Raw genomic sequence first — 20,934 nt, forward strand, 5'->3', positions numbered from 1 at the left:
CTCACGCGCTCACCGCGAACTCCTCCCCCAACCCCCGGAACACCCCCGTGTTGAGCGCGAACGCCCTCTTGCACTCACCCACGATCCGCTGCTTCTCCAACTCATCGGCCTGCACGGCGTCCAACAGCTCCCGATACCCCCGCTTGAACGCCGCCGGATTCCCGATCCCCTCGAACACGTAGAACCGCACCCCGTCCCCCTTCCGCGCGAACCCCCACGTCCGCTCCGCCTTGTCGCGGATGATCTGCCCGCCGGAGAGGTCACCGAGGTACCGCGTGTAGTGATGGGCGATGTACCCGCCGGGCCACTCCTCCGCACACTCCCGAACTCGCTCCGCGTAAGCGCGAGTTGCGGGCAGTGCCGACAGCCCCGTACGCCACCCCGGCCCCCGCAGATGCGCGAGATCCCGCTCCAGCGCGCTCAGCCGGAACAACTCCGGCTGGATGAAGGGCCCGGCGACAGGATCGGCCGCGAGGCGTTCCGCACCCGCCTCCAACGCCTCGTACACGAACCAGAGTTGCTCGGTGTAACGGGCGTACGCGTCGACGCCCAGGCGCCCGCCCAGCAGATCGGACATGAACGTCGAGGTCTCGGCCTCCACGTGCTGCTCGTGGGACGCGGTGCGGATGACGGTCGAGAAGGAGTCCATGGCCCACATCTTGTTAGGTAAGGCTTACCTGGGTCAACAACTTTGCCGACGCTGAGTCGGGAAACTTGCCGACATCATGTCGGTAAAAGCGTACAGAAAAAGACCCGACCTCGACAGAGGCCGGGTCCGAAAGGGGTCCTCCCCAAGAGCTACGGCAGCGTCAGGATCTCCGCCCCCGTCTCCGTCACCACCAGCGTGTGCTCGAACTGCGCCGTCCGCCGGCGGTCCTTCGTGACGACCGTCCACCCGTCGTCCCACATGTCGTACTCGTGCGTCCCCAGCGTCAGCATCGGCTCGATCGTGAACGTCATCCCCGGCTGGATCACCGTCGTCGCGTGCGGGCTGTCGTAGTGCGGGACGATCAGCCCCGAGTGGAACGACGAGTTGATGCCGTGCCCGGTGAAATCCCGTACGACGCCGTACCCGAACCGCTTCGCGTACGACTCGATGACCCGGCCGATGATGTTGATCTGCCGGCCGGGCCGGACCGCCTTGATCGCGCGGCTCAACGACTCCCGCGTCCGCTCCACCAGCAGCCGCGACTCCTCGTCCACCTCGCCGACCAGGTACGTCGCGTTGTTGTCGCCGTGCACGCCGCCGATGTAAGCGGTTACGTCGAGATTCACGATGTCGCCGTCGCGCAGCACCGTCGAGTCCGGGATGCCGTGGCAGATGACCTCGTTCACGCTGGTGCACAGGGACTTCGGGAAGCCGCGGTAACCCAGCGTCGAGGGGTACGCCCCGTGGTCGCACATGTAGTCGTGCGCGACCTTGTCGAGGAGGTCGGTCGTCACGCCCGGCGCGATGTGCTTCGCCGCCTCCTCCATCGCCCGCGCCGCGATCCGCCCGGCGGTGCGCATCGCCTCGACCGTCTCCGGCGTCTGCACCTCCGGGCCGGTGTACGGCGTCGGCGCGGGCTTGCCGACGTACTCGGGGCGCCGGATGTTTCCGGGGACCGTGCGGATGGGAGACAGCTCCCCTGGTGCGAGCAGCGACTGGCCAGACATGACGACGAGTCTAACGAGCGGGGATGGGGGACCATGTCCGTGGTGAAAGGAGCCCCGTGATGGCCCTCTTCAAGAAGCGCACGACCGGCAAGCCCGGCGAATGGTTCTACTGCCTGGAGCACAAGAAGGTCGAGGAAGGCCCCGACTGCCCCGGCAAGGACCGCTTCGGCCCCTACGCCTCCCGCAAGGAGGCGGAACACGCGATGGAGACCGCCCGCGAGCGGAACCTTGAGTGGGAGAACGACGCGAAGTGGAACGACGGCGCGGGGAGGAGCGAGGACGAGAACAGCAACGGCTGAAAAACACTGAAAGCGGTTACGACGTCTTCGCCGCCGTTCGCTGATCCCGCACCCGCAGCGCGTGGACGTCCGTCCGCGCGTCGTACCTCATCAGCGCCGGCAGGCACAGCGCGAGCGCCCCCACCGCGCCCACGCACAGCACCCCGCCCGACCACATCGACGTACGGATCCCGAACCACGCCGCGAACGAGCCGGAGCGGACCTGGCCGAGGGTCGGGCCCGCGGAGTACGACAGGAGCTCGATCCCGGCGAGGCGGCCACGCAGCTCGTCCGGGACCGTCTGGTTCCAGATCGCCGAACGGAAGATCCCGCTGACCATGTCGACCCCACCGGCGACGGTCAGCAGGAGCAGCACGAGCCACACGTTCCGTACGAGTCCGGCGCCCGCGACGGCCACCCCGAACAGCGCGGCCATGAGGACGACGATCCGCCCGTGCCGGTGCACCCGCGAGGTCCAGCCGCTCGTCAGGCTCACCAGCAGCGACCCGAACGGCAGCGCCGCGTACATCAGCCCCAGCGCCCACGGCGCCCCCAACTCGTCGGCCAGGAACGGCAGTAGCGCCAGCGGCATCGCGAAGAACATCGCCGCGAGGTCGACGGCGTACGTACCCAGCAGATCCTTGCGCCCCCACGCGTACCGCGCCCCCTCCCTGATCGCCGCGAGGGAAGGTTTCGCCGCCTCGTGCGCCGCCGGGGACGCCGCGACGCCCGCCATCAGCAGCACCGACACCACGAACGTCACGAGGTCGGCGCCGTACGCCCACCCCAACCCGGCGTACGCCACGACCAGCCCCGCCAGCGCGGGCCCCGCGACCCCGCCGATCGTCCGCCGCAGCGAACTCAGCGCGGCGGCGGCCGGGAGGTGTTCGTGGTCGACGATCCGGGGCCACAGGGAGTCCAGCGCGGGCCGCTGGATCGAGGTCAGTACGGCCGTCAGCGCGGCGATCACGTACAACGGCCAGATCAGCGGGGTCGGCAGCAACGCGTTGACCAGCAGTCCCGCGCTCAGGACGCCCTGACCGGCCTCCGTCCACACGATCAGCGTCCGCTTGTCTACCGCGTCGGCCAGCGCACCGCCGTACAGCCCGAACACGACCAGCGGCACCAGCTCGACCGCCCCGATCGCGCCCACGGCCGCTGCCGACCCCGTCAGCTCCTTGACCTGCACCGGCAGCGCGACGAACGTCAGGAAACTCCCGAACGCTGAGACCAGCCCGGACAGCCACAGCCTGCGGAAGTCCCGGGAGGCGTGCCAGGGGCGGAGGTCGGGGAGGAGGGAGGTGGGGGTCACGAGGGGACATGGTCGGCGGGGGTGAGGGGGCGCGGCAAACGGTTTTCGTACGTTTCAGCAAGCGGGCCACCTCACTGCGCGGGCCGTTTCACCATGCGGCCGGCGGCGGAGCCGTCAGCGCCTCCGCGACCCGGGAGAGACGGTCCAGAAACCGTTTACGTCCCCGTTGCTGGACGACCGCCTGCTCACCGGCCCCCGCGCTCACCAGGTGCTGGACCGTGTCCAGGTCCAGCTCCGCGCCCTCCCTGACGTCCAGCGTCTCGTGCGCCATCGCCCCCAGCTCGCCCCCGCCCCAGCCGAGCGCGAGGACGGTCACCCCGGCCCGGCGCGCCGCGTGGACGCGTTCGAGGAGCGGGGCCGGTTCCGTCGGCGCCACCACCAGGAGGGTCTCGCCGCGCCGCGCGCCCTCGATCCTGCCGGGGCCGACCGCGAGGTGCGCGGGGTCGGACGGGCGCGCGCCGTGCCGTACGAGGGTCGGCGCCAGTTCGGGCGTACCGGACCAGGCGGCCTCGTCGACGAGGTGCGCGGCGAGGTGCCACGGCTCGTACTCCGGCGTGCCGACGAGGAGCAGCCCGCCCCCGTGCGTCACCACCGAGCCGCGTAGTACCTGGGCGAACCTCCGCGTCGAGGTCAGCCACTCGGTCCCGGCGAGCACTTCGCGCAGCAAGGCGACACGTACGGCGTCCATGGGGCGCAGCCTGCCGCAGGGGGTGGGGGTCGGTCTCGGGTACTACGGGTATTCACCCGTCCGGGAACGGCTCGGGGGCGGTGCCGACGTAAGGTCGGGCCCATGACCTCTACGGACAGTGCAGACAAGCCCGCCCCCAAGGACCCCTGGGACCTCCCCGACGTATCCGGCCTGGTCGTCGGCGTGCTGGGCGGGACCGGGCCGCAGGGCAAGGGGCTCGCGTACCGGCTCGCGAAGGCCGGGCAGCAGGTGATCATCGGCTCGCGGGCCGCCGAGCGCGCGCAGGAGGCGGCGGCCGAGCTGGGGCACGGTGTCGAGGGCGCGGACAACGCGGAGACCGCGCGCCGCAGCGACGTCGTCATCGTCGCGGTGCCGTGGGACGGGCACGGGAAGACGCTGGAGTCCCTGCGCGAGGAACTCGCCGGGAAGCTCGTCGTCGACTGCGTCAACCCGCTCGGGTTCGACAAGAAGGGCGCGTACGCGCTGAAGCCGGAGGAGGGGAGCGCCGCCGAGCAGGCCGCCGCGCTGCTGCCGGACTCGCGGGTCGCCGCCGCGTTCCACCATCTCTCGGCGGTGCTGCTGATGGACCGGGAGATCGAGGAGATCGACACGGACGTCATGGTGCTCGGGGAGGAGCGGGCCGACGTGGAGATCGTGCAGGCGCTGGCCGGGCGCATCCCCGGCATGCGGGGCGTCTTCGCCGGGCGGCTGCGCAATGCGCATCAGGTGGAGTCGCTGGTCGCGAACCTGATCTCCGTCAACCGGCGGTACAAGGCGCACGCCGGGCTGCGGGTCACGGACATCTGAGGCGATGGGGGACACTGGTCGGCGTCGTACACCGGTGTCCCCCGACAGGAGCTCATGGACATGCCCCGCCTCGCCCTCTACGCCCTCGTCGTCTGCCTGCTCGCCGTGGCGGCGGCCGTCGTCTCGTTCGTCCAGGGGAGTTTCCTGGGGGTCGTGTGGGTGCTGATCGCGGGGCTGTCGTCCAACATGACCTGGTACTACTGGCGGCGCGCGAAGGTCAGTTGACCGAGCAGAACTCGTTGTCGCCCTGCCAGAAGCGGTACAGCTCCTGACCGCAGTACGTCGAGAAGTTGTCGATGCCCAGGCCGCGCAGGATCGCGTCGATCACGTCGAAGAAACCGTTGTTGATCGACGGCACCCACAGCACCGCGAACACGAACAGCAGGCCGAACGGCGCGAACGGCTCCACCTGGCGTTTCACGCTGTACGGCAGCCAGGGCTCGATCACGCCGTACCCGTCGAGCCCCGGCACCGGCAGGAAGTTCAGCAGCGCGGCCGTCACCTGCAACAACGCGAGGAACGCGAGCGCGAACCGGAACTCCGCGGGGACGCCGTCGAGGGCGTCCAGCCAGAACGGCGCCGTGCAGACGACGGCGAACAGTACGTTGGTGAGGGGCCCCGCCGCCGAGATCAGACTGTGCCGCCAGCGCCCCCGAATCCGGTTGCGCTCGATGAACACGGCACCGCCGGGCAGCCCGATCCCGCCCATGATCACGAAGATCACGGGGAGGACGATGCTCAGCAGGGCGTGCGTGTACTTGAGCGGGTTCAGCGTGAGGTACCCCTTGGCGCCCACGGTGATGTCGCCGCCGTGCAACGCCGTGCGGGCGTGCGCGTACTCGTGCAGACACAGCGACACGATCCACGCGGCCGTGACGAACAGGAACACCGCGACCCCGGGAGTCTCCGCGAACCCCGTCCAGGTCGCCCACCCGGTCACCGCGGTAACGGCCAGAATCCCCAGAAACACCGGACTGATCCGCCGGTCGCTGTGGCGAGAGGTGGTGCTGGTCATGGGGGTGGGCTCCTGGTTAGGGCGGGGTGTACGGGTAGACCGTACAGGTGATGTCTGACAAACGGTCCGCGGGCGGGCGAGGGTTCCTGCCAGGGTGGGGGCGTGGACTTCGAGCTGGACGCCGGTGGGGGGCTTCGCGGTGGTGCCGTCCCGTGGGGGTACACGCCGGAGCCCGCTGCGGGCGGGGGAGAGCGAGGTCGGCGAGTCACTGTTGCCGTTCGTCGTGGAGGTCGCGTCGCCCGTGGGGGAGCAGGAGCACACCACCTCCTCGGATCACTAGGCCCGGCGCGGCCGGGCGTCCACAAGGACAGTGACTCCTCCCCCTCGCCTCGTGAGCTGAGGGGGCTTCTCGCTATGCCGATTGGGCTTCGCGACGGACCAGCCCGGCCCGGAGAACGTTGACAGCTCCGACTGTGTCGGCGTGTGCGGTGTGGCCGCAGTCGACGCAGTGGAACTTGTCCTGTGTGGGCCGGTTCTCCTTGGTGGTGTGCCCGCATTCGGGGCACCGTCGGGAGGTGTTGCGGGGGTCCACGGCGATCACTTCCCGTCCGGCGCTTTCAGCCTAATTCCCCTGTAAGGAACTCACCGGCTCTCGCCAGTCGGCGAGTTGGTTCGAACAGGTTGTGACGCCTGCACTCCACCGGGCCGTCAAGGTCTCCGACGAGCACGGCTGCGCAACCCAGCTGGCGGGTGGTGGCCTCGTGAGTTCCGGATACCTCTCAACGTCACGGCCAAGATGCCTTCCCAGAGAGCGGTGCCATCGGGTGCCCTCGTGTCCGCCACCCACCCAGCGCTGACGCTGCTGTTGGTTGTGTGGGCTCCGGACGCACGCCTTCTTTCAGCCTGGCCATGATGCCTCCGCCAAGATCGGCGGCGTTCGGCGCCTTCACGACCACCAGCGGCGTCAACACCGTCTGCTTGATCACTCGTTGGAGTTGGTGGTGCGAGCCCGTCGCACGGTGATCTCTCGCTTACCCCGAGCGCCTGAGCTCTGGGAACAGACCGGGGCCCGTGCGGTGAGCTGGTGCCACGAACGGCTAGTGAGGTGTCGGCCCGATCCGTGATCGAGGCCTGGAATTAGGTCGCTGCGTGGCCCCGCATGCGCTCGTGACCAGCGCGAACACCCGCACATAGAGGAGGGAAGTTGATCTACTGCGGCATCGACTGGGCCGAGAAGACGCACGACGTCGCCCTGGTCGACGACGACGGCAAGCTCCTGGCCAAGCGCCACATCACCGACGACGCAGCCGGCTACAAGATCCTCCTGGACCTGCTCGCTGAGCACGGCGACACCGAGGACGATCCCATTCCGATCGCCATCGAGACCTCCCGCGGCCTGCTCGTCGCCGTGCTCCGGACCGGGAAGCGGCAGGTCTACGCGATCAACCCGATGGCCGCCGCCCGCTACCGCGACCGCCACGCGGTCACCCGGAAGAAGTCCGACCCCGGCGACGCCCTCGTCCTGGCGAACATCCTGCGAACCGATATGCACGCGCATCGGTCGCTGCCGCAGGACAGCGACCTTGCCCGCGCCATCGCCGTCCTCGCGCGCGCCCAGCAGGACGCAGTCTGGAACCGGCAGCAGCTGTCCAACCAGCTCCGCTCGCTCCTGCGCGAGTACTTCCCCGCCGCCCTCGACGCCTACCTGCACTGGCAGAACGGCCTCTGCCGCCCCGAGGCCAGAGTCCTGCTGGAACTCGCACCCACCCCGACGAGAGCCGCCAGGCTGTCGATCGCGCAACTGCACTCGGCGCTCAAACGCGCCGGCCGCCAACGCCGGATCGGCACCGACGCCGAACGCATCCGCGAGGTTCTGCGGGCCGACTACGCGCACCAGCCACCGTTGGTCGAGGACGCGCTCGGCAAGCAGATGCTCGCCCTGCTGCGGCAGCTCGACGCCGCCTGCATCGCCGCCGACCAGCTCGCCGAGGCGGTGGAAGAGGCTTTCCCTCAGCACCCGGACGCCGAGATCATCCTGAGCTTCCCCGGACTCGGAACCCAGCTCGGCGCCCGGATCCTCGCTGAGATCGGGGACGATCACACCCGCTTCACCACCGCCCGCGGCATGAAGGCCTACGCCGGCGCATCCCCGATCACCAGGGCCTCTGGGAAGAAGTCCAGCATCACCAGACGCTGGGTGAAGAACGACCGGCTCAACCACACCGGCTACCTCTGGGCCTTCGCAGCCCTAACCGCCTCCCCCGGGGCCAAGGCACACTACGACCGACGCCGCGAGGCCGGGGACTGGCACGCCGCCGCTCAGAGGAACCTGTTCAACAAGATGATCGGCCAGCTCTACCACTGCCTCCAGAAACACATCCTGTTCGACGAGACTCTCGCCTTTCGCATCGAACTACCCGCCGCTGCTTGACACGTTGCAACCGTGAGGTGTCTTGGCGTGCAGGATCGTCAGGAACACCCCCCATCCGGCATCGTTGATCGACTTGTTGAGCCCGGCTTTCGCGGTGGTCCCGTTGGCCAGGAACCTGCCTGGGCCATCCGGGTCGGGCTTCGGTGCGGGGGCCCTGCTCATGTTGCGGATCTTGAGGTCTTCGTGGGCGATGAAGTCGTGCTGCCGCACGAGGTCGAGTGCGGTCTTGTGGGCGTGGTCGAGGCGTTGGCGGCGGACCTTGCCGTGCAGTGCGGCGACCTTCTCCACAGCGCGCTGGTGGTTCTTCATGCGGTCCTTGGCCTTACGGCGCGGGAACCGGGACAGAGCCTGTTGTGCTGCTTCGAGCCTCACGGCGGCCTTACGGCCGTGGCGCGGATTCTCCACGAAGCCGCCGCTGGAGTCGGCGAGAAAGTTGGTGATGCCCAGGTCGATACCGACCACGCTGCCGGTCGCGGGCAGCGGCTCGGGTTCGGCCTGTTCTGCGGTCAATACCACGTACCAGCGCTTGCCCTCGCGTTTGACGCTGACGGTCTTGACCTTGCCGGTCACCACACGGTGTTGGTTGACCTTCACGTGGCCGACGCCCTGGAAGCGGACGCGGGTCGCGGGGTTGTGCGGGGTGGAGTCCCAGCGGCAGCCGTCCCCGTCCTTGGGGAACTCCACGGTGTCGAACCAGCTCACCCCGCGAAAGCGCGGGTAGCCGGGGATGTCACCGGATCTGACCCGGCGGAAGAACGCGGCAAACGCCTTGTCGAGCCGTCGAAGTGTGGCTTGCTGACTGGAGAACGACCAACGGCCCTGACGCTCCGGGTCGAATGCCCGGATCTGCTTGAGCTGTGCGGACTGGTCGCCGTACTTGATGCTCGTCCTGGAGACGTGCCGGTAGGCGTCGCGGCGTTCTTGCAGGGCCCCGTTGTAGAGGGAGCAGTGATCGGCCAGCATCGCGGTCAACGCGGCGACCTGCCCCACGGTGGGCCGCATGAGGAATTTGTACGAACGGATCATCCAGCTCACCCCCTTCCAGCCGAGCTCGCTTCAGCATAATACGCTTGGTCTATGTCGCCGCGATGGGAACCAAATCCCGACTTGAGAAGGGGACGACATGTCGTCTTCGACCTCCATGCCCATCTGGTCTTTGTCACGAAATATAGGCGCGAGGTTTTCACTGACGAGATGCTGGCCCGCTGTGAAGAGATCATGCGGGAGGTCTGCCTGAGCTTCGGGGTAGAGCTTCGGGAGTTCAACGGCGAAGAGGACCATGTCCACCTGCTCGTGCACTATCCGCCGAAGATCGCCCTGTCCAAGCTGGTCAACAGCCTCAAGGGCGTCAGCTCCCGCTACCTGCGCCAGGAGTACACGGGCACCATGAACCAGGCCATCACACACGGCCATCTGTGGGCACCTTCGTACTTCGCGGGCTCCTGCGGCGGCGCACCGCTCCAGAACGTCAAGGACTACATCGAGCACCAGAAACGTCCCATCTGACCCTCACTACGAGGACGCAGAGCACTTCAGCGCTCCGCGCCTCCGGGCCGAGGATCGCATTTCCTCCCGACATAAAACGCCGGGATTCCCTGCGAAGATCGAAGGATGGAACCCGTGCGTTACCGCGTCCTCGGCGCCACCCAGGTTCTGCGTCCCGACGGCACCGCGTTGGCGGTGGGTGGGGCGCGGTTGCGTGCGTTGTTGACGGTGTTGGTGTTGCGGGCGGGGCGGACGGTGTCCGTGGGCTCGCTGGTGGAGGAGGTGTGGGCGGGGGAGCCCCCGGCGGACGCGCAGGGCGCGTTGCAGGCGCTGGTGGGACGGCTGCGCCGGACGCTGGGCGCGGGGGCCATCGTCTCCGTGGACGGCGGTTACCGCCTCGCCGTGAACTCCGACGACGTCGACGTGTACCGCTTCGAACGCCTCACCGGCGACGGCATCCGCGCCCTCGCCGACGGCGACCCCGCGAAAGCGGCCGTCCTCCTGGAGGACGCCCTCGCTCTGTGGCGCGGCCCCGCCCTCGCCGACCTCCCCGACCGCTCGGCGGAAGCGGCCCGCTGGGAGATGCGCCGCCTCGACGCGGTCCGCGCCCGCCATGCCGCGGCGCTGTCCCTCGGCCAGGCCGAGCAGGTCCTTCCGGAACTGACGGCCCTGTGCGACACGCATCCCCTCGACGAACCCCTCCAGGTTCTCCGCCTGCGCGCACTGCGCGATGCGGGGCGTACGGCGGAGGCGTTGGCGGCGTACGACGAGGTGCGGGGCGTTCTGGCGGACCGGCTGGGGGCGGACCCGGGGGCTGAACTCCGGTTGCTGCACATGGAGTTGCTGAATCCCGGGGATGTTGTGCGGCCGGCTGCGGCGATGGGGAGGGAGGCCGGCGGGGGGCAGGGGGTGGGGGCTCGCACCGGGGGCTCGTCCCGGCCTGGGACGCCGGGGAGCCCTGGGGCGCCGGGCAGTGCGGAGGCGCCGGGCCGTGCGGGGGCGCCGGGCAACCCTGGGGTTCCGGGCCACGCGGGGGCACCCGGTGGTGCGGGGGCGCCGGGCAGCCCCGGGGTTCCGGACCATCTGACGCCTCGCGCTGATCCCGGGGCCGCAGGGCATCAGGGGTCTTCCGGTCGGCCGGGGATGTCCGGTCATCACGGGTCTTCGGGTCGGTCGGGGGCGTCTGGTCATCACGGGTCTTCCGGTGGGCCGGGGGTTTCCGGTCACCATGGGGCTCACAGTCACCACGGGTCCCACGGTTCCTCCGGAGCCTCGGACCGCCCGGCGCCCGGCACCGCTCCCGACGCTTCGGGCCACCCCACCTCGCCTGGAGCTTCGGGCCACCCCAGCTCTCCGCCTGCTCCCGAGTCTCCCGGTCACGTAGTCCCTCGGGCCTACCCGGGTACCCCCGGCCCTCTCGTCCCCCCAACCCCTCCCGGCCACGTAGTCCCTCCGACCTACCCGGGTACCCCCGACCACCTCGTCTCTCCAACCTCTCCCGGTCACGTAGTACCCCCGACCTACCCCGGTACCCCTGACCACCTCGTCTCCTCAACCCCTCCCGGTCACGTAGTCCCTCAGGCCTACCCCGGTACCCCCGACCACCTCGTACCCCCAGCACCCCCCGGCGACCAGACACCCCCACCCACCCCCGGCAACCTCCGCGCCCGCCTCACCTCCTTCGTAGGCCGCGAAGCCGACATAGAAACCATCCGCACCGACCTCACCTCCGCCCGCCTCGTCACCCTCCTCGGCCCCGGCGGCGCCGGAAAGACCCGCCTCTCCCAGGAAGCCGCCGAGACAGTCGCCGCTCGCGACGGCGTGTGGCTCGCCGAACTCGCTCCCGTCTCCGACCCGACAGCCGTACCCCAGGCGGTCGTCACGGCGGTCGGCGCCCGGGAGACCGTCCTGTACGGGGCCGGCGCCGAGGAGTTCCGTGCCGTGGGGGAGCGGCACGACGACCCGATCGACCGGCTCGTGGACCACTGCTCGCGGCGCCGGATGCTGATCATCCTGGACAACTGCGAGCACGTGGTCGAGGCGGCAGCCCACCTCGCGGAGGAACTCCTGTCCCGCTGCCCGGAGTTGACGATCCTGGCGACGAGCCGCGAACCCCTGGGCGTCCCCGGCGAGTTGCTGCGCCCGGTCGAACCCCTCCCGGAACCGGTGGCGTTGCGCCTGCTGAGGGACCGGGGCACGGCGGCCCGCCCGGACTTCCGCACGACGGACGACCCGGACGCCTGCGCGGAGATCTGCCGCAGACTGGACGGCCTCCCCCTGGCGATCGAGCTCGCGGCGGCCAGGCTGAGGATCTTGACGCCCCGTCAGATAGCCGACCGTCTCGACGACCGCTTCCGCCTCCTGACCTCGGGAAGCCGCACGGTCCTGCCCCGCCAGCAGACCCTGAGGGCGGTCGTCGACTGGTCCTGGGACCTGCTGGACGAGGAGGAACGGGACGTCCTGGGCCGCCTGTCGGTCTTCGCGGGCGGCTGCGACCTCCACGCCGCGGAGGCGGTCTGCGGCCCGGCGGCACTGGAGGCGCTGGCCTCCCTCGTCGACAAGTCCCTTGTCGTGGCGGCCCCTTCACCGGACGGCCCGATGCGCTACCGCCTCCTGGAGACGGTCGCCGAGTACGCGGGCGAACGCCTCACCGAGTCGGGCCGCCGCTCCGAGGCGGAGCGCACGCACCTCACGTACTACCGCGAACTCGCCCGCATCACCGAGCCGTTGCTGCGCGGCCCGCAGCAGGTCATGGCGATCCAGCGCTTCCAGGCGGAGTACGAGAACCTGCGCACGGCGCTGCGCCGGGCGGTCGACACCCCCGACGAACAGGAGGCGTTGAGCCTCGCCCACTCCCTGCTCTGGTTCTGGCAGATGCGCGACATGCGCATCGAGGCCAGGAACTGGTTCAAGGAGGTCATGGAGCTGGCCCCGGACCCCTTCGCGGGCCCCGAACCGCAGCTCGCCGAGCCGGTCTGGCAGCGCGCCACGGCCCTGCCCCCGCCGTTCACCGGCGAGTTCCTCGCCGAGGCGAGACGCGGCGCGCACCTCACCCATCTCGCCTACATGGACACGGAGTTGGAGCTCTGGCAGACCCCGGAGGCGGAACGCAAACTGGCCCGCATCAAGGACAGCTACCGCCCCGGCCTGCCCCAACTGTGCTGGATCCCGGGCCTGCACGCGTTCTACGCCGTGATGCTGAGCGGCGACATGCCGATGGTCCGCGAGATCCTGGACGCCAACATCCGGATCTGCCGTGAACACCCCGAGCTGGAATGGGACTTGGCGTTCTGCCTCCAGCTGCGCGGCAACTTCCGGGCCAACCGCAGCGACTGGGCCGACGACGGCGCCCGTGACGCGGACGAGGCGCTGGACATCTTCCGCCGGTACGGCGACTCCTGGGGCGCCGCCGAGTCCCTGTCGGCGCGCGCGGAGGCGTACGAGCGGCTGGGCCTGCACGAGAAGGCCGCCGCCGACTACCGCGAGGCGATGGTGCACGCCGAGAACCTGGGCGCCCGCGCCCAGTTGACGATCCTGCGGGTGCGGTTCGCCAACGTCCTCCTGGAGGGCGGCGACCCCGCCGAGAGCGCGCGGGGCGAGGCCATTCTCCGCGAGGCCATCACCGACGCCGAGGGCTACGTCAACGAGGCCCGCCCGGCCGCCCGCCTCTTCCTCGCCGCCTGGCTCGGCGAGACCGGCCGCAGGGACGAGGCCCGCGACCAACTCCGGCAACTGCGCCAGGACTTCGCGCTGGCCCAGTTCATGGTCTTCGACGCGTTCATCGACGGCGTCGAGGCATGGCTGGACGCCCAGGACGGCCGTGTCGACAGCGCCCTCATCACCGTACGGCGGGCCCTGACCACCTCCGCCGCGCCGCTGTCGATGGTCATCGCGCCACACATGCGCGCCCTGTACCTCTGTACGGCCGCGTACATCATGACCTGCGACGACGACCCGGCCCGCGCGGCGGACGCGGCCCGCTGCCTGGGCGCCAGCGACGCGATGCTCCCGCCGGGCCACATCGCGCTGCGCCAGGAGCGGATGCAGCGCGCGGACGCGGAGGCGCAGGCGCGGCGCCAACTCGGCGACGCGGCCTACGAGTCGGCGTACGCCGAGGGCGGCGACCTCGGTTACGAGGAGGCCGCCGCCCTGGTCTGACGTACCGTCAACCTCACGTCTTCGTACGGAACTTGTGGATCGCGACCGGCGCCATGACGGCGGTGATCGCCGCCGACCAGCCGAGCGTGATCCACAGGTCGTGCGCGACCGGGCCGCCCACCATCAGTCCGCGCGCCGCGTCGGCGAGCGTGGACAGCGGGTTGTAGTCGGTGAAGTTCTGGAGCCAGCCCGGCATCTTGCCGGTCGGCGTGAAGATCGACGAGCCGAACTGGAGCGGGAACAGCACCAGGAAGCCCATCGCCTGCACGGACTGCGCGTTCTTCATGATCACGCCGAGCGTGAGGAACACCCACATGATCGACGAGGCGAACACGGTCGCCAGCCCCACGGCCGCCAGCAGCCCGCCCCAGTTGGTGATGTCGAAGCCGACCAGCACCGCGACGATCATCAGGACGGCGGTCGCGAACAGCATCCGCACCAGCTCCACCGCGATCTTCGCGAAGAGCACCGAGCCCCGGCCGATCGGCAGGGACCGGAAGCGGTCCATGACACCGGAGTTGAAGTCCTGGCTGAAGCCCGTGCCGACACCCTGCGAGAGCGTCATCGACATCATCGCGATCATGCCGGGGATGACGTACTGCACGTACTGGTCCTGGCCGCCGCCGAGCGACTGCCCTATGGAGCCGCCGAAGACGTACACGAACAGCAGGGTGAAGATCACCGGCATCAGCAGCGCGTCGGCCATCGACTCCGGGTCCTGGCGGATCCACAGCAGGTTGCGGCGGATCAGCGCGCCGGTGTGCCGCAGGTGGGATCTCAACGGGATGCGGTCGTCGGTGAGTTGAACGGTGGCGGCGCTCATACGGCGACCTCCTCGCGGGGTTCGATGGAGAAGTTGTCCTGTGCGGTACCGGCGCGGTGGCCGGTGATCGACAGGAACACCTCGTCCAGGCTGGGGAGTTCGGTGGAGATGGAGGAGATGGTGATGCCGCGCGCGGTCACCGCTCCTACGACGGCGGTGAGTTGCTCGTCGCTGAGGATCGGTACCAGCAGCGTGCCGGTCTCCGCGTCGACCGTCGTCTGGGCGAGGCCGGTGATGCCGAGGTCGTCGAGCATCCGCGCCAGCGGGGCCAACTCGGCGGTTTCCAGGGGCTTCACGCGCAGGGTCCGGCCGCCGACCTTCGCCTTCAGCTCGTCCACCCGGCCCTCCGCGACGACCTTGCCCCGGTCGACGACGGTCAGCTCGGACGCCAACTGCTCGGCCTCCTCCATGTATTGGGTGGTGAGCAGGACGGTGACGCCGTCGCCGACCATCCGCTTCACCTCGTCCCACACCTCGTTGCGCGTGCGCGGGTCGAGGCCGGTCGTCGGCTCGTCGAGGAACAGGACGGACGGGGAGCCGATCATCGAGGCGGCGAGGTCGAGGCGGCGGCGCATACCGCCGGAGTACGTCTTCGCCGGGCGCTTGGCGGCCTCGGTGAGCGAGAAACGCTCCAGCAGCTCGTCCGCCCGCGCCCGGGCGTCCTTGCGGGACAGGTCGAGCAGGCGCCCGATCATGTACAGGTTCTCCCAGCCCGGCAGCTTCTCGTCCACGGACGCGTACTGCCCGGTCAGGCCGATCACCCGGCGCAGCTGCCGGGGCTGCCGCAACACGTCGTAACCGGCTACCGTCGCGTCTCCCGCGTCGGGCCGCAGCAGCGTGGAGAGGATACGCACGAGGGTGGTCTTCCCGGCGCCGTTCGGCCCCAGGACGCCCCGCACGGTTCCCTCCCTGACCTCCAGATCGACCCCGTCCAGCGCCTTGGTCTCGCCGTAGTGCTTGACCAGCCCCCGTACGGTGACGGCGCTTCCCCCGCCGTTGAGGTTGATGTCGGTTCGCTTCATGTCCGCCACCCTGACAGGGGGCACCGACAAAGCACCGACAGACGACCGACAGCTCACCGACGGCGGGTGCTACCCGCGCACGTACCTCGTGAGAGTTACCCCGTTCGTGAACGCCGTCCGCTCCGCCGCCGCGAACACGGTCGGGTCGAAGGCCCCCTCGAACGCCGGGATCCCGGCCCCCGCGACCACCGGATAGCTCTTGATCACCAGCTCGTCGATCTCCGTCAGCAACTGCCCGGCGAGCTTCCCGCCCCCGCACAGCCAGATGTCGAGCCCCGTCTCCTCCTGCTTCAACTCCCGTACGAGAGCCAGGGGTTCACCCGGTACGACGGTGACGTCCGGGTGCGTGTCCGGGGCCAGGGTGCTGGAGACGACGTACTGCCGCAGGTGCGCGTACGGACTCGCGATCCCGGCGTCCAGGGCCGGGCGGTAGGTCCCGAGGCCCATCAGGACCGTGTCGTAGCGCTTGTTGGGTACGCCGGTGAGGCCGTGGGCCTCGCGCATGGCCGTCGGGACCGTGTCGGGGTACAGGGAGTTAGTACCTGAGGTGTAGGCGGCGGCCTGCCCGGCGTCGCCGAACGGGAAGAAGTCGTACTCACCGGCGGGTCCCGCGATCCGGCCGTCGAGGGTCAGGGCGACGTAGTACGAGAGCTTGCGCAAGCTGGTCAACTCCAGTCGTAGTACTCTGGATGTAGTGGTTCGCTAGGTGAAGTTAGTACTACGCATGGAGTGGTGTCAATGGCGAGACGGAACGACGAACGGCGCGTCGCCCTCACGGACGCAGCGCTGGAGGTCCTCGCGAGGGAGGGCGCACGCGGCCTGACCTTCCGCGCGGTCGACCAGGAGGCCGCCGTACCCCCCGGCACGACCTCCAACTACTTCCTCAACCGCGACGACCTCCTCATCCAGACCGGAGGCCGCGTCTACGAACGCCTCCAGCCGGACGAGGCGACGATCACGCGCCAGCGCGAGGCCGGCAGGGACCGCGAGACGTACGCCGCCCTGATGCGCGAACTGGTCACCCGCGTCTCCTCCTTCCGCACCGGCTACCTGGCCCTCCTCGAACTCCGCCTCGAAGCCACCCGCCGCCCGGCGCTGCGCGCCCTCCTCACGGACCGCGTCCGCGCGGACGTCGACGCGAACGTCGCCTACCACGAGGCCTCCGGCCTCCCCGGCGACGCGACCGCCGTCAAACTCCTGATCCTCACGCTGAATTGGCTGATCGTCGAACAGCTCACCCTGCCGGACGTGTTCGGCGAGGAGGAGCGCGAGGCGCTGGTGACGGCGGCGGTGGAGCGGATCGTGGGGGCCTCCGGTTCTTGAGGGCCTCCGATCTTGAGGGGCCCCGCGCGCGGGTACGTCCTGATCATGCCGAGACTGATCGACACCCCCGGATACCCCCGCTTCTGGACCGCCTTCGCCGTCTCCGCCTTCGGCTCCCAGGTCACCGGGCTCGCCCTCCAGATCCTCGTGGCCGTCACGCTGAGCGCGAGCGCCACCGAGGTGGGGGTCGTCAACGCCGTCCGCTGGCTGCCGTATCTGCTGTTCGGGCTGGTGGCCGGGGTGCTGGTGGACCGGTGGCGGCGCAAACCCGTCATGGTGGGTACGGATCTGGCGCGCGGTGTCGTCCTGGCGCTGATTCCCGTGCTGTACGGCCTCGACCTGCTGACCATCACGACCCTGTGCGTGGTCGTCTTCGCGTCGGGCGTACTGAGCCTGCTGTTCGACGCGGCGAGCCAGTCCTTCGTACCCCGCCTCGTCCCCGAGACCCAGCTCAACTCCGCGTACGCGCGCACCGAACAGGCGTCGGCGGTCGCCGGCTCGGCGGGCCCGCTGATCGCCGGGGCACTGGTGCGGTGGCTGGGAGCGCCGCTCGCGGTCCTGGTGGACGCGGCCAGTTACGTCGTATCCGGCCTCCTCCTGGCCACGCTCAAGACCGACGACCCCGTCCCCGAGAAGGGCGAACGGCGCGGCCTGATAGGGGAGTTGAGGGAGGGCGTCCAATGGGTCTACCGGCACCGAACCCTAGCCCCCATTGCCCTCACCTCCCACGCGATGCTGCTCTTCAACTCCATGGTGTCGACGGTGTTCGTGGTCTTCGCACTACGCGAACTCCACGTAGGAGGCTTCGGGTTGGGACTGACGTACGCGTGCGCGGCGGTGGGCTCGGTACTGGGCGGCGCGATATCCGGCAGAACCGCGAGACGACTCGACGTAGGCCCGACACTGATCGCGTTCCGCATAGTGGCAGCCGTAGGCTGGCTCCCCATCCCCCTGGCCCAACAAGGAACTTGGGCCCTCCCGGCGATCTGCCTGGCCTTCTTCACCGTCTCGTTCGCGATCTCGGTGGAGTCCCCGGTGGAGCTGGCCTACCGCCAGTCGGTAACCCCGGACCGGCTGAGGGGAAGGATGAACGCCACGATCAGGTCGTTCAACTGGGGGATGGTGGCGGTAGGGGCGCCGGTCGGGGGCTTGCTGGCGGACGGGGTGAGTTACAGGTTCGCGCTGTGGGTGGGGATAGCCGGGGCGGTCGCACAATCGATCGCGCTGGCGTTCTCGCGGGTCAGGGAGGCGAAGGAAGACGAACGAGAACTGTCAAACGCCGGATGAGCAGCCGCTTTTACGGGGCGCAGGGTGGCAGTCGCTTTGAGGAACGCGGGGTGACCGTCGTTTTTTAGGGGCGCGGGGAACTGCGCGACCAGCCACACACAACCCGCACCCGGCCTCAATGCTGCACAACCCCCACCTGCTCCGGCACATGCCCAGCCACAACCCGCTCGCGCCCACTCTGCGACCCCCGCCGCACATCCACCGTGTACGCAACCCCCGCAACTCCCAGCCCCAGCACGGCAAGACCAGCTCCCGCCACCGCAGGCGACATCACCCCGAACCCGCCGGCCAGAGCAAGCCCCCCGATCCAAGCGCCCCCGGCGTTCGCCAAGTTGAACGCAGCCTGGTTCGCGGAAGAAGCCAGCGAAGGACCCGCAGCCGCCTTCTCCATCACCATCATCTGAAGCGGCGACCCCGTGACGAACGCGGCAACTCCCAGCAACGTCACAGCAACCGCCGCACTCCACTGAGCAGACATCATCACCGGAAACAGAGCCAGCACACCCGCAAGGGACGCCATCCCCCCGAACAGAGTCCTCCGCAGAGAGTGATCCGCAAGCCGCCCACCCACCAGATTCCCGACAGTCGCCCCAACCCCGAACAACGCCAGCAACAACGTCACACTGGACTCGGCGAACCCGGCGGAGTCCGTCAGCATCGGCGTCACATAGCTGTACGCCGAGAACAACGCCCCGAACCCGGCGACGGTCGTACCGAGCGCAAGCCAGACGGGCAACGACTTGAGCGCGCTCAGCTCACTACGGAGCCCGACGGAGGGAACGGGCGCCTCACGGTCGTACGGAATCAGCACCGCAAGAGACGCGATCGCGACAAGACCGATCAAGCTGACGCCGAGAAACGTGGCTCGCCAGCCAAGATGCTGGCCGACGAGGGTAGCGACGGGAACCCCCGCGACATTGGCGATCGTAAGGCCGAGGAACATCAGGGAGACGGAACGGGCCTTGCGCTCGGGCGCGACGAGGGTCGTGGCGACGACCGCGCCGACCCCGAAGAACGCCCCGTGCGGCAGCCCGCTCAGGAAGCGCGCGGCGAGCAGCGAGTCGTACCCCGGCGCGAACGCGGACAGCGCATTGCCGGCCACGAAGAGGACCATCAGGCCGATCAGGACCTTGCGGCGGGCCATCCGGGCCGTGACCGCCGCGAGCAGCGGCGCGCCGATGACGACGCCGAGCGCGTACGCGGAGACGAGGTGACCGGCGCTGGGGACGGAGATACCGAGGTCGTCGGCGACGTCGGGCAGCAGGCCCATTATCACGAACTCGGTGGTGCCGATGCCGAACGCGCCGATGGCGAGTGCGAGCAGGGCGAGGGGCATGGCGGGGCGACCTTTTCGGAAGAGAGGGCACAGGGGAGCGGTACGTTCATCGTACCGCTTGTTTGTTCACTGACGGAACAAAGCCTGCCGTGCCTTCTATTCCTCAGGGTTACGACATCATGTCCTTACATTAAATCAATCGGTCTTGGTCAGGTCCACCCGGGCCGCCACCGGCAGGTGGTCGCTCCCCGTCTCCGGCAGCGTCCACGACGTCACCGGCTCCACCCCCTGCACCATGATCTGGTCGATCCGCGCCATCGGGAACGACGCCGGCCAGCTGAACCCGAACCCGCTCCCGGCGGCCCCCTGCGTCGACCGCATCTGCGACGTCACCGCGTTCAACGACCGGTCGTTCATGGTCCCGTTGAGGTCGCCCAGCAGGATCTTGCGCGGCAACCGCTCGTCCGCGATGGCCTCCCCGAGCGCGTCGGCGCTCTTGTCCCGCTGCCGGGCTGTGAATCCGGCCTTCAACTTCACGCGCACGGACGGCAGATGGGCGACGAAGACCGCGATCTCGCCCTCGGGCGTCTTCACGGTCGCCCGCATCGCCCGCGTCCACCCCAACTTGATGTCCACGCCGGAGACTTCACTGATCGGGTACTTGCTCCACAACCCGACCGTGCCCTCAACTGCGTGGTAGCGGTACGTGGTTGACAGCGCCTTCTCGTACGTCGGCACCGCCGACGCCTTCAGCTCCTCCAGCGCCAGGATGTCCGTCCCCGACGCGGCGACGTCCCGCGCCGTGCCCTCCGGGTCCGGGTTGTCCGCGTTCACGTTGTGCGTCGCGACGGTGAGGTCACCGCCCGTACCCGTACGGTCGATGACGAGGCCGCCGAAGAGGTTCAGCCACACGGCGATCGGCAGGACCGTCGCGATCAGCGCCGTCGCCGACCTGCGGACCAGCGCCAGTACCAGCAGGACCGGCACGAACACCCCGATCCACGGCAGGAACGTCTCGATGAGGCTGCCGAGGTTGCCGTACCGGTTCGGGATGTGCGAGTGCAGCGCCATCACGCCCGTGATCAGCACCGCGAACACGGCGAGCACGATCCCGCGCCGCCAGATCCCCCGGTTCCCGCGCCAGCCGGAGGTGAAGCGGCCTGCCAGGCGCCGGATACGGTCTCCTCGACGTTCGGGCCCCGGCCCGCCGTCCGCCGTCTCCGTCAAGTACGCCTGCTGCGCCATACCGTGTCGCCTCACTGCCTGCCGTGCACACCGTCCGTCCCCCGTGTGTATGACCCTAGGGGATGATCGGCTCCGATCCCGCCGTCCCATGACGGCCGTATGGAGACTTGGACGAGGCCGGGGGCGTCCGGAGTTCCGTTCCCGCTGCTCGGGGCGGGGTCTGTGACGGAATGCGGACATTCCGAATT

Annotated in this window: 19 protein-coding genes and 1 pseudogene; 8 read left to right on the forward strand and 12 right to left on the reverse strand. The window is 69.4% G+C overall.

Annotation, left to right across the window (positions count from 1 at the left end):
• Position 1: 1 nt before the first annotated feature.
• The gene (locus J8M50_RS12360; protein WP_029184446.1) at positions 2–649 is read right to left on the reverse strand and encodes a biliverdin-producing heme oxygenase; all 648 of its coding nucleotides are present in this window, start codon (positions 647–649) and stop codon (positions 2–4) included.
• A gap of 149 nt (positions 650–798) precedes the next feature.
• A complete protein-coding gene (gene map / locus J8M50_RS12365; RefSeq protein ID WP_010358582.1) occupies positions 799–1,656 on the reverse strand; it encodes a type I methionyl aminopeptidase in 858 nt (285 codons plus the stop codon).
• Positions 1,657–1,715: 59 nt separating this feature from the next.
• On the opposite strand from map, the gene J8M50_RS12370 reads away from it, so the two are divergent.
• Positions 1,716–1,955 (forward strand): hypothetical protein, encoded by a 240-nt coding sequence (locus tag J8M50_RS12370; protein ID WP_010358583.1) that lies wholly within the window; start codon positions 1,716–1,718, stop codon positions 1,953–1,955.
• Between the two features lie 16 nt (positions 1,956–1,971).
• Here the strand turns inward: J8M50_RS12370 and J8M50_RS12375 are convergent, their stop codons facing one another.
• Both J8M50_RS12375 and J8M50_RS12380 read right to left on the reverse strand, forming a co-directional pair.
• On the reverse strand, positions 1,972–3,246 hold the full coding sequence (locus tag J8M50_RS12375; protein WP_010358584.1) for an MFS transporter: 1,275 nt from the start codon (positions 3,244–3,246) through the stop codon (positions 1,972–1,974).
• Positions 3,247–3,334: 88 nt separating this feature from the next.
• Entirely contained in the window at positions 3,335–3,934 is a 600-nt protein-coding gene (locus J8M50_RS12380) for a hypothetical protein (RefSeq protein ID WP_010358585.1), read from the reverse strand.
• Positions 3,935–4,036: 102 nt separating this feature from the next.
• On the opposite strand from J8M50_RS12380, the gene npdG reads away from it, so the two are divergent.
• Positions 4,037–4,741, forward strand: coding sequence for an NADPH-dependent F420 reductase (npdG, locus tag J8M50_RS12385; RefSeq protein ID WP_010358586.1), 705 nt, complete (start codon positions 4,037–4,039; stop codon positions 4,739–4,741).
• A gap of 54 nt (positions 4,742–4,795) precedes the next feature.
• Positions 4,796–4,966 carry a hypothetical protein gene (locus J8M50_RS12390; protein ID WP_010358587.1) on the forward strand — a complete coding sequence of 57 codons (171 nt, stop codon included), beginning with the start codon at positions 4,796–4,798 and terminating at the stop codon, positions 4,964–4,966.
• On the opposite strand, the gene J8M50_RS12395 is transcribed toward J8M50_RS12390, so the two are convergent.
• The gene (locus J8M50_RS12395; RefSeq protein ID WP_010358588.1) at positions 4,959–5,756 is read right to left on the reverse strand and encodes a site-2 protease family protein; all 798 of its coding nucleotides are present in this window, start codon (positions 5,754–5,756) and stop codon (positions 4,959–4,961) included. The genes J8M50_RS12390 and J8M50_RS12395 overlap by 8 nt on opposite strands.
• Before the next feature lie 352 nt (positions 5,757–6,108).
• Positions 6,109–6,318: pseudogene (locus J8M50_RS12400) on the reverse strand (zinc ribbon domain-containing protein); the annotation flags it as partial.
• Positions 6,319–6,900: 582 nt separating this feature from the next.
• Between J8M50_RS12400 and J8M50_RS12405 the strand changes: the two are divergent.
• Complete coding sequence (locus J8M50_RS12405) at positions 6,901–8,127, forward strand: IS110 family RNA-guided transposase (protein WP_061335571.1); 1,227 nt, start codon at positions 6,901–6,903, stop codon at positions 8,125–8,127.
• On the opposite strand, the gene J8M50_RS12410 is transcribed toward J8M50_RS12405, so the two are convergent.
• A complete protein-coding gene (locus tag J8M50_RS12410) occupies positions 8,110–9,153 on the reverse strand; it encodes an RNA-guided endonuclease InsQ/TnpB family protein (protein ID WP_040837724.1) in 1,044 nt (347 codons plus the stop codon). The genes J8M50_RS12405 and J8M50_RS12410 overlap by 18 nt on opposite strands.
• Before the next feature lie 51 nt (positions 9,154–9,204).
• Here J8M50_RS12410 and tnpA point away from each other — a divergent pair, with 51 nt between their 5' ends.
• On the forward strand, positions 9,205–9,633 hold the full coding sequence (gene tnpA, locus J8M50_RS12415) for an IS200/IS605 family transposase (protein WP_075661701.1): 429 nt from the start codon (positions 9,205–9,207) through the stop codon (positions 9,631–9,633).
• A gap of 105 nt (positions 9,634–9,738) precedes the next feature.
• Positions 9,739–13,770, forward strand: a complete 4,032-nt coding sequence (locus tag J8M50_RS12420) for a BTAD domain-containing putative transcriptional regulator (protein ID WP_078481188.1) — start codon at positions 9,739–9,741, stop codon at positions 13,768–13,770.
• Positions 13,771–13,783: 13 nt separating this feature from the next.
• On the opposite strand, the gene J8M50_RS12425 is transcribed toward J8M50_RS12420, so the two are convergent.
• The 3 genes from J8M50_RS12425 to J8M50_RS12435 form a co-directional block, all read right to left on the reverse strand.
• The gene (locus tag J8M50_RS12425; protein WP_010357525.1) at positions 13,784–14,593 is read right to left on the reverse strand and encodes an ABC transporter permease; all 810 of its coding nucleotides are present in this window, start codon (positions 14,591–14,593) and stop codon (positions 13,784–13,786) included.
• Positions 14,590–15,615, reverse strand: coding sequence for an ATP-binding cassette domain-containing protein (locus J8M50_RS12430; protein ID WP_010357524.1), 1,026 nt, complete (start codon positions 15,613–15,615; stop codon positions 14,590–14,592). The genes J8M50_RS12425 and J8M50_RS12430 overlap by 4 nt, the downstream gene beginning before the upstream one ends.
• Positions 15,616–15,684: 69 nt before the next feature.
• Positions 15,685–16,275, reverse strand: coding sequence for a dihydrofolate reductase family protein (locus J8M50_RS12435; RefSeq protein ID WP_010357523.1), 591 nt, complete (start codon positions 16,273–16,275; stop codon positions 15,685–15,687).
• 78 nt (positions 16,276–16,353) lie between these two features.
• Between J8M50_RS12435 and J8M50_RS12440 the strand changes: the two genes are divergently transcribed.
• Entirely contained in the window at positions 16,354–16,938 is a 585-nt protein-coding gene (locus tag J8M50_RS12440) for a TetR/AcrR family transcriptional regulator (protein ID WP_010357522.1), read from the forward strand.
• Positions 16,939–16,983: 45 nt separating this feature from the next.
• Positions 16,984–18,225, forward strand: coding sequence for an MFS transporter (locus tag J8M50_RS12445; protein ID WP_040837721.1), 1,242 nt, complete (start codon positions 16,984–16,986; stop codon positions 18,223–18,225).
• Positions 18,226–18,340: 115 nt separating this feature from the next.
• Here the strand turns inward: J8M50_RS12445 and J8M50_RS12450 are convergent, their stop codons facing one another.
• Both J8M50_RS12450 and J8M50_RS12455 read right to left on the reverse strand, forming a co-directional pair.
• Entirely contained in the window at positions 18,341–19,561 is a 1,221-nt protein-coding gene (locus J8M50_RS12450; RefSeq protein ID WP_075662283.1) for an MFS transporter, read from the reverse strand.
• Between the two features lie 135 nt (positions 19,562–19,696).
• Positions 19,697–20,746: an endonuclease/exonuclease/phosphatase family protein gene (locus J8M50_RS12455; RefSeq protein WP_010357519.1), complete on the reverse strand. Its 1,050-nt coding sequence runs from the start codon at positions 20,744–20,746 to the stop codon at positions 19,697–19,699.
• Between the last annotated feature and the right edge of the window lie 188 nt (positions 20,747–20,934).

This window comes from Streptomyces acidiscabies (genome assembly GCF_020010905.1).
Taxonomy (GTDB): Bacteria; Actinomycetota; Actinomycetes; order Streptomycetales; family Streptomycetaceae; genus Streptomyces; species Streptomyces acidiscabies.

What these genes read in the sequence shown, in the direction of transcription:
- J8M50_RS12360 (WP_029184446.1), bottom strand. Translation starts at nt 649, where the DNA reads ATGGACTCCTTCTCGACCGTCATCCGCACCGCGTCCCACGAGCAGCAC.
- J8M50_RS12440 (WP_010357522.1), top strand. Translation starts at nt 16,354, where the DNA reads ATGGCGAGACGGAACGACGAACGGCGCGTCGCCCTCACGGACGCAGCG.
- J8M50_RS12410 (WP_040837724.1), bottom strand. Translation starts at nt 9,153, where the DNA reads ATGATCCGTTCGTACAAATTCCTCATGCGGCCCACCGTGGGGCAGGTC.
- map (WP_010358582.1), bottom strand. Translation starts at nt 1,656, where the DNA reads ATGTCTGGCCAGTCGCTGCTCGCACCAGGGGAGCTGTCTCCCATCCGC.
- tnpA (WP_075661701.1), top strand. Translation starts at nt 9,205, where the DNA reads ATGTCGCCGCGATGGGAACCAAATCCCGACTTGAGAAGGGGACGACAT.
- J8M50_RS12425 (WP_010357525.1), bottom strand. Translation starts at nt 14,593, where the DNA reads ATGAGCGCCGCCACCGTTCAACTCACCGACGACCGCATCCCGTTGAGA.
- J8M50_RS12445 (WP_040837721.1), top strand. Translation starts at nt 16,984, where the DNA reads ATGCCGAGACTGATCGACACCCCCGGATACCCCCGCTTCTGGACCGCC.
- npdG (WP_010358586.1), top strand. Translation starts at nt 4,037, where the DNA reads ATGACCTCTACGGACAGTGCAGACAAGCCCGCCCCCAAGGACCCCTGG.
- J8M50_RS12390 (WP_010358587.1), top strand. Translation starts at nt 4,796, where the DNA reads ATGGACATGCCCCGCCTCGCCCTCTACGCCCTCGTCGTCTGCCTGCTC.
- J8M50_RS12420 (WP_078481188.1), top strand. Translation starts at nt 9,739, where the DNA reads ATGGAACCCGTGCGTTACCGCGTCCTCGGCGCCACCCAGGTTCTGCGT.
- J8M50_RS12380 (WP_010358585.1), bottom strand. Translation starts at nt 3,934, where the DNA reads ATGGACGCCGTACGTGTCGCCTTGCTGCGCGAAGTGCTCGCCGGGACC.
- J8M50_RS12395 (WP_010358588.1), bottom strand. Translation starts at nt 5,756, where the DNA reads ATGACCAGCACCACCTCTCGCCACAGCGACCGGCGGATCAGTCCGGTG.
- J8M50_RS12430 (WP_010357524.1), bottom strand. Translation starts at nt 15,615, where the DNA reads ATGAAGCGAACCGACATCAACCTCAACGGCGGGGGAAGCGCCGTCACC.
- J8M50_RS12450 (WP_075662283.1), bottom strand. Translation starts at nt 19,561, where the DNA reads ATGCCCCTCGCCCTGCTCGCACTCGCCATCGGCGCGTTCGGCATCGGC.
- J8M50_RS12455 (WP_010357519.1), bottom strand. Translation starts at nt 20,746, where the DNA reads ATGGCGCAGCAGGCGTACTTGACGGAGACGGCGGACGGCGGGCCGGGG.
- J8M50_RS12370 (WP_010358583.1), top strand. Translation starts at nt 1,716, where the DNA reads ATGGCCCTCTTCAAGAAGCGCACGACCGGCAAGCCCGGCGAATGGTTC.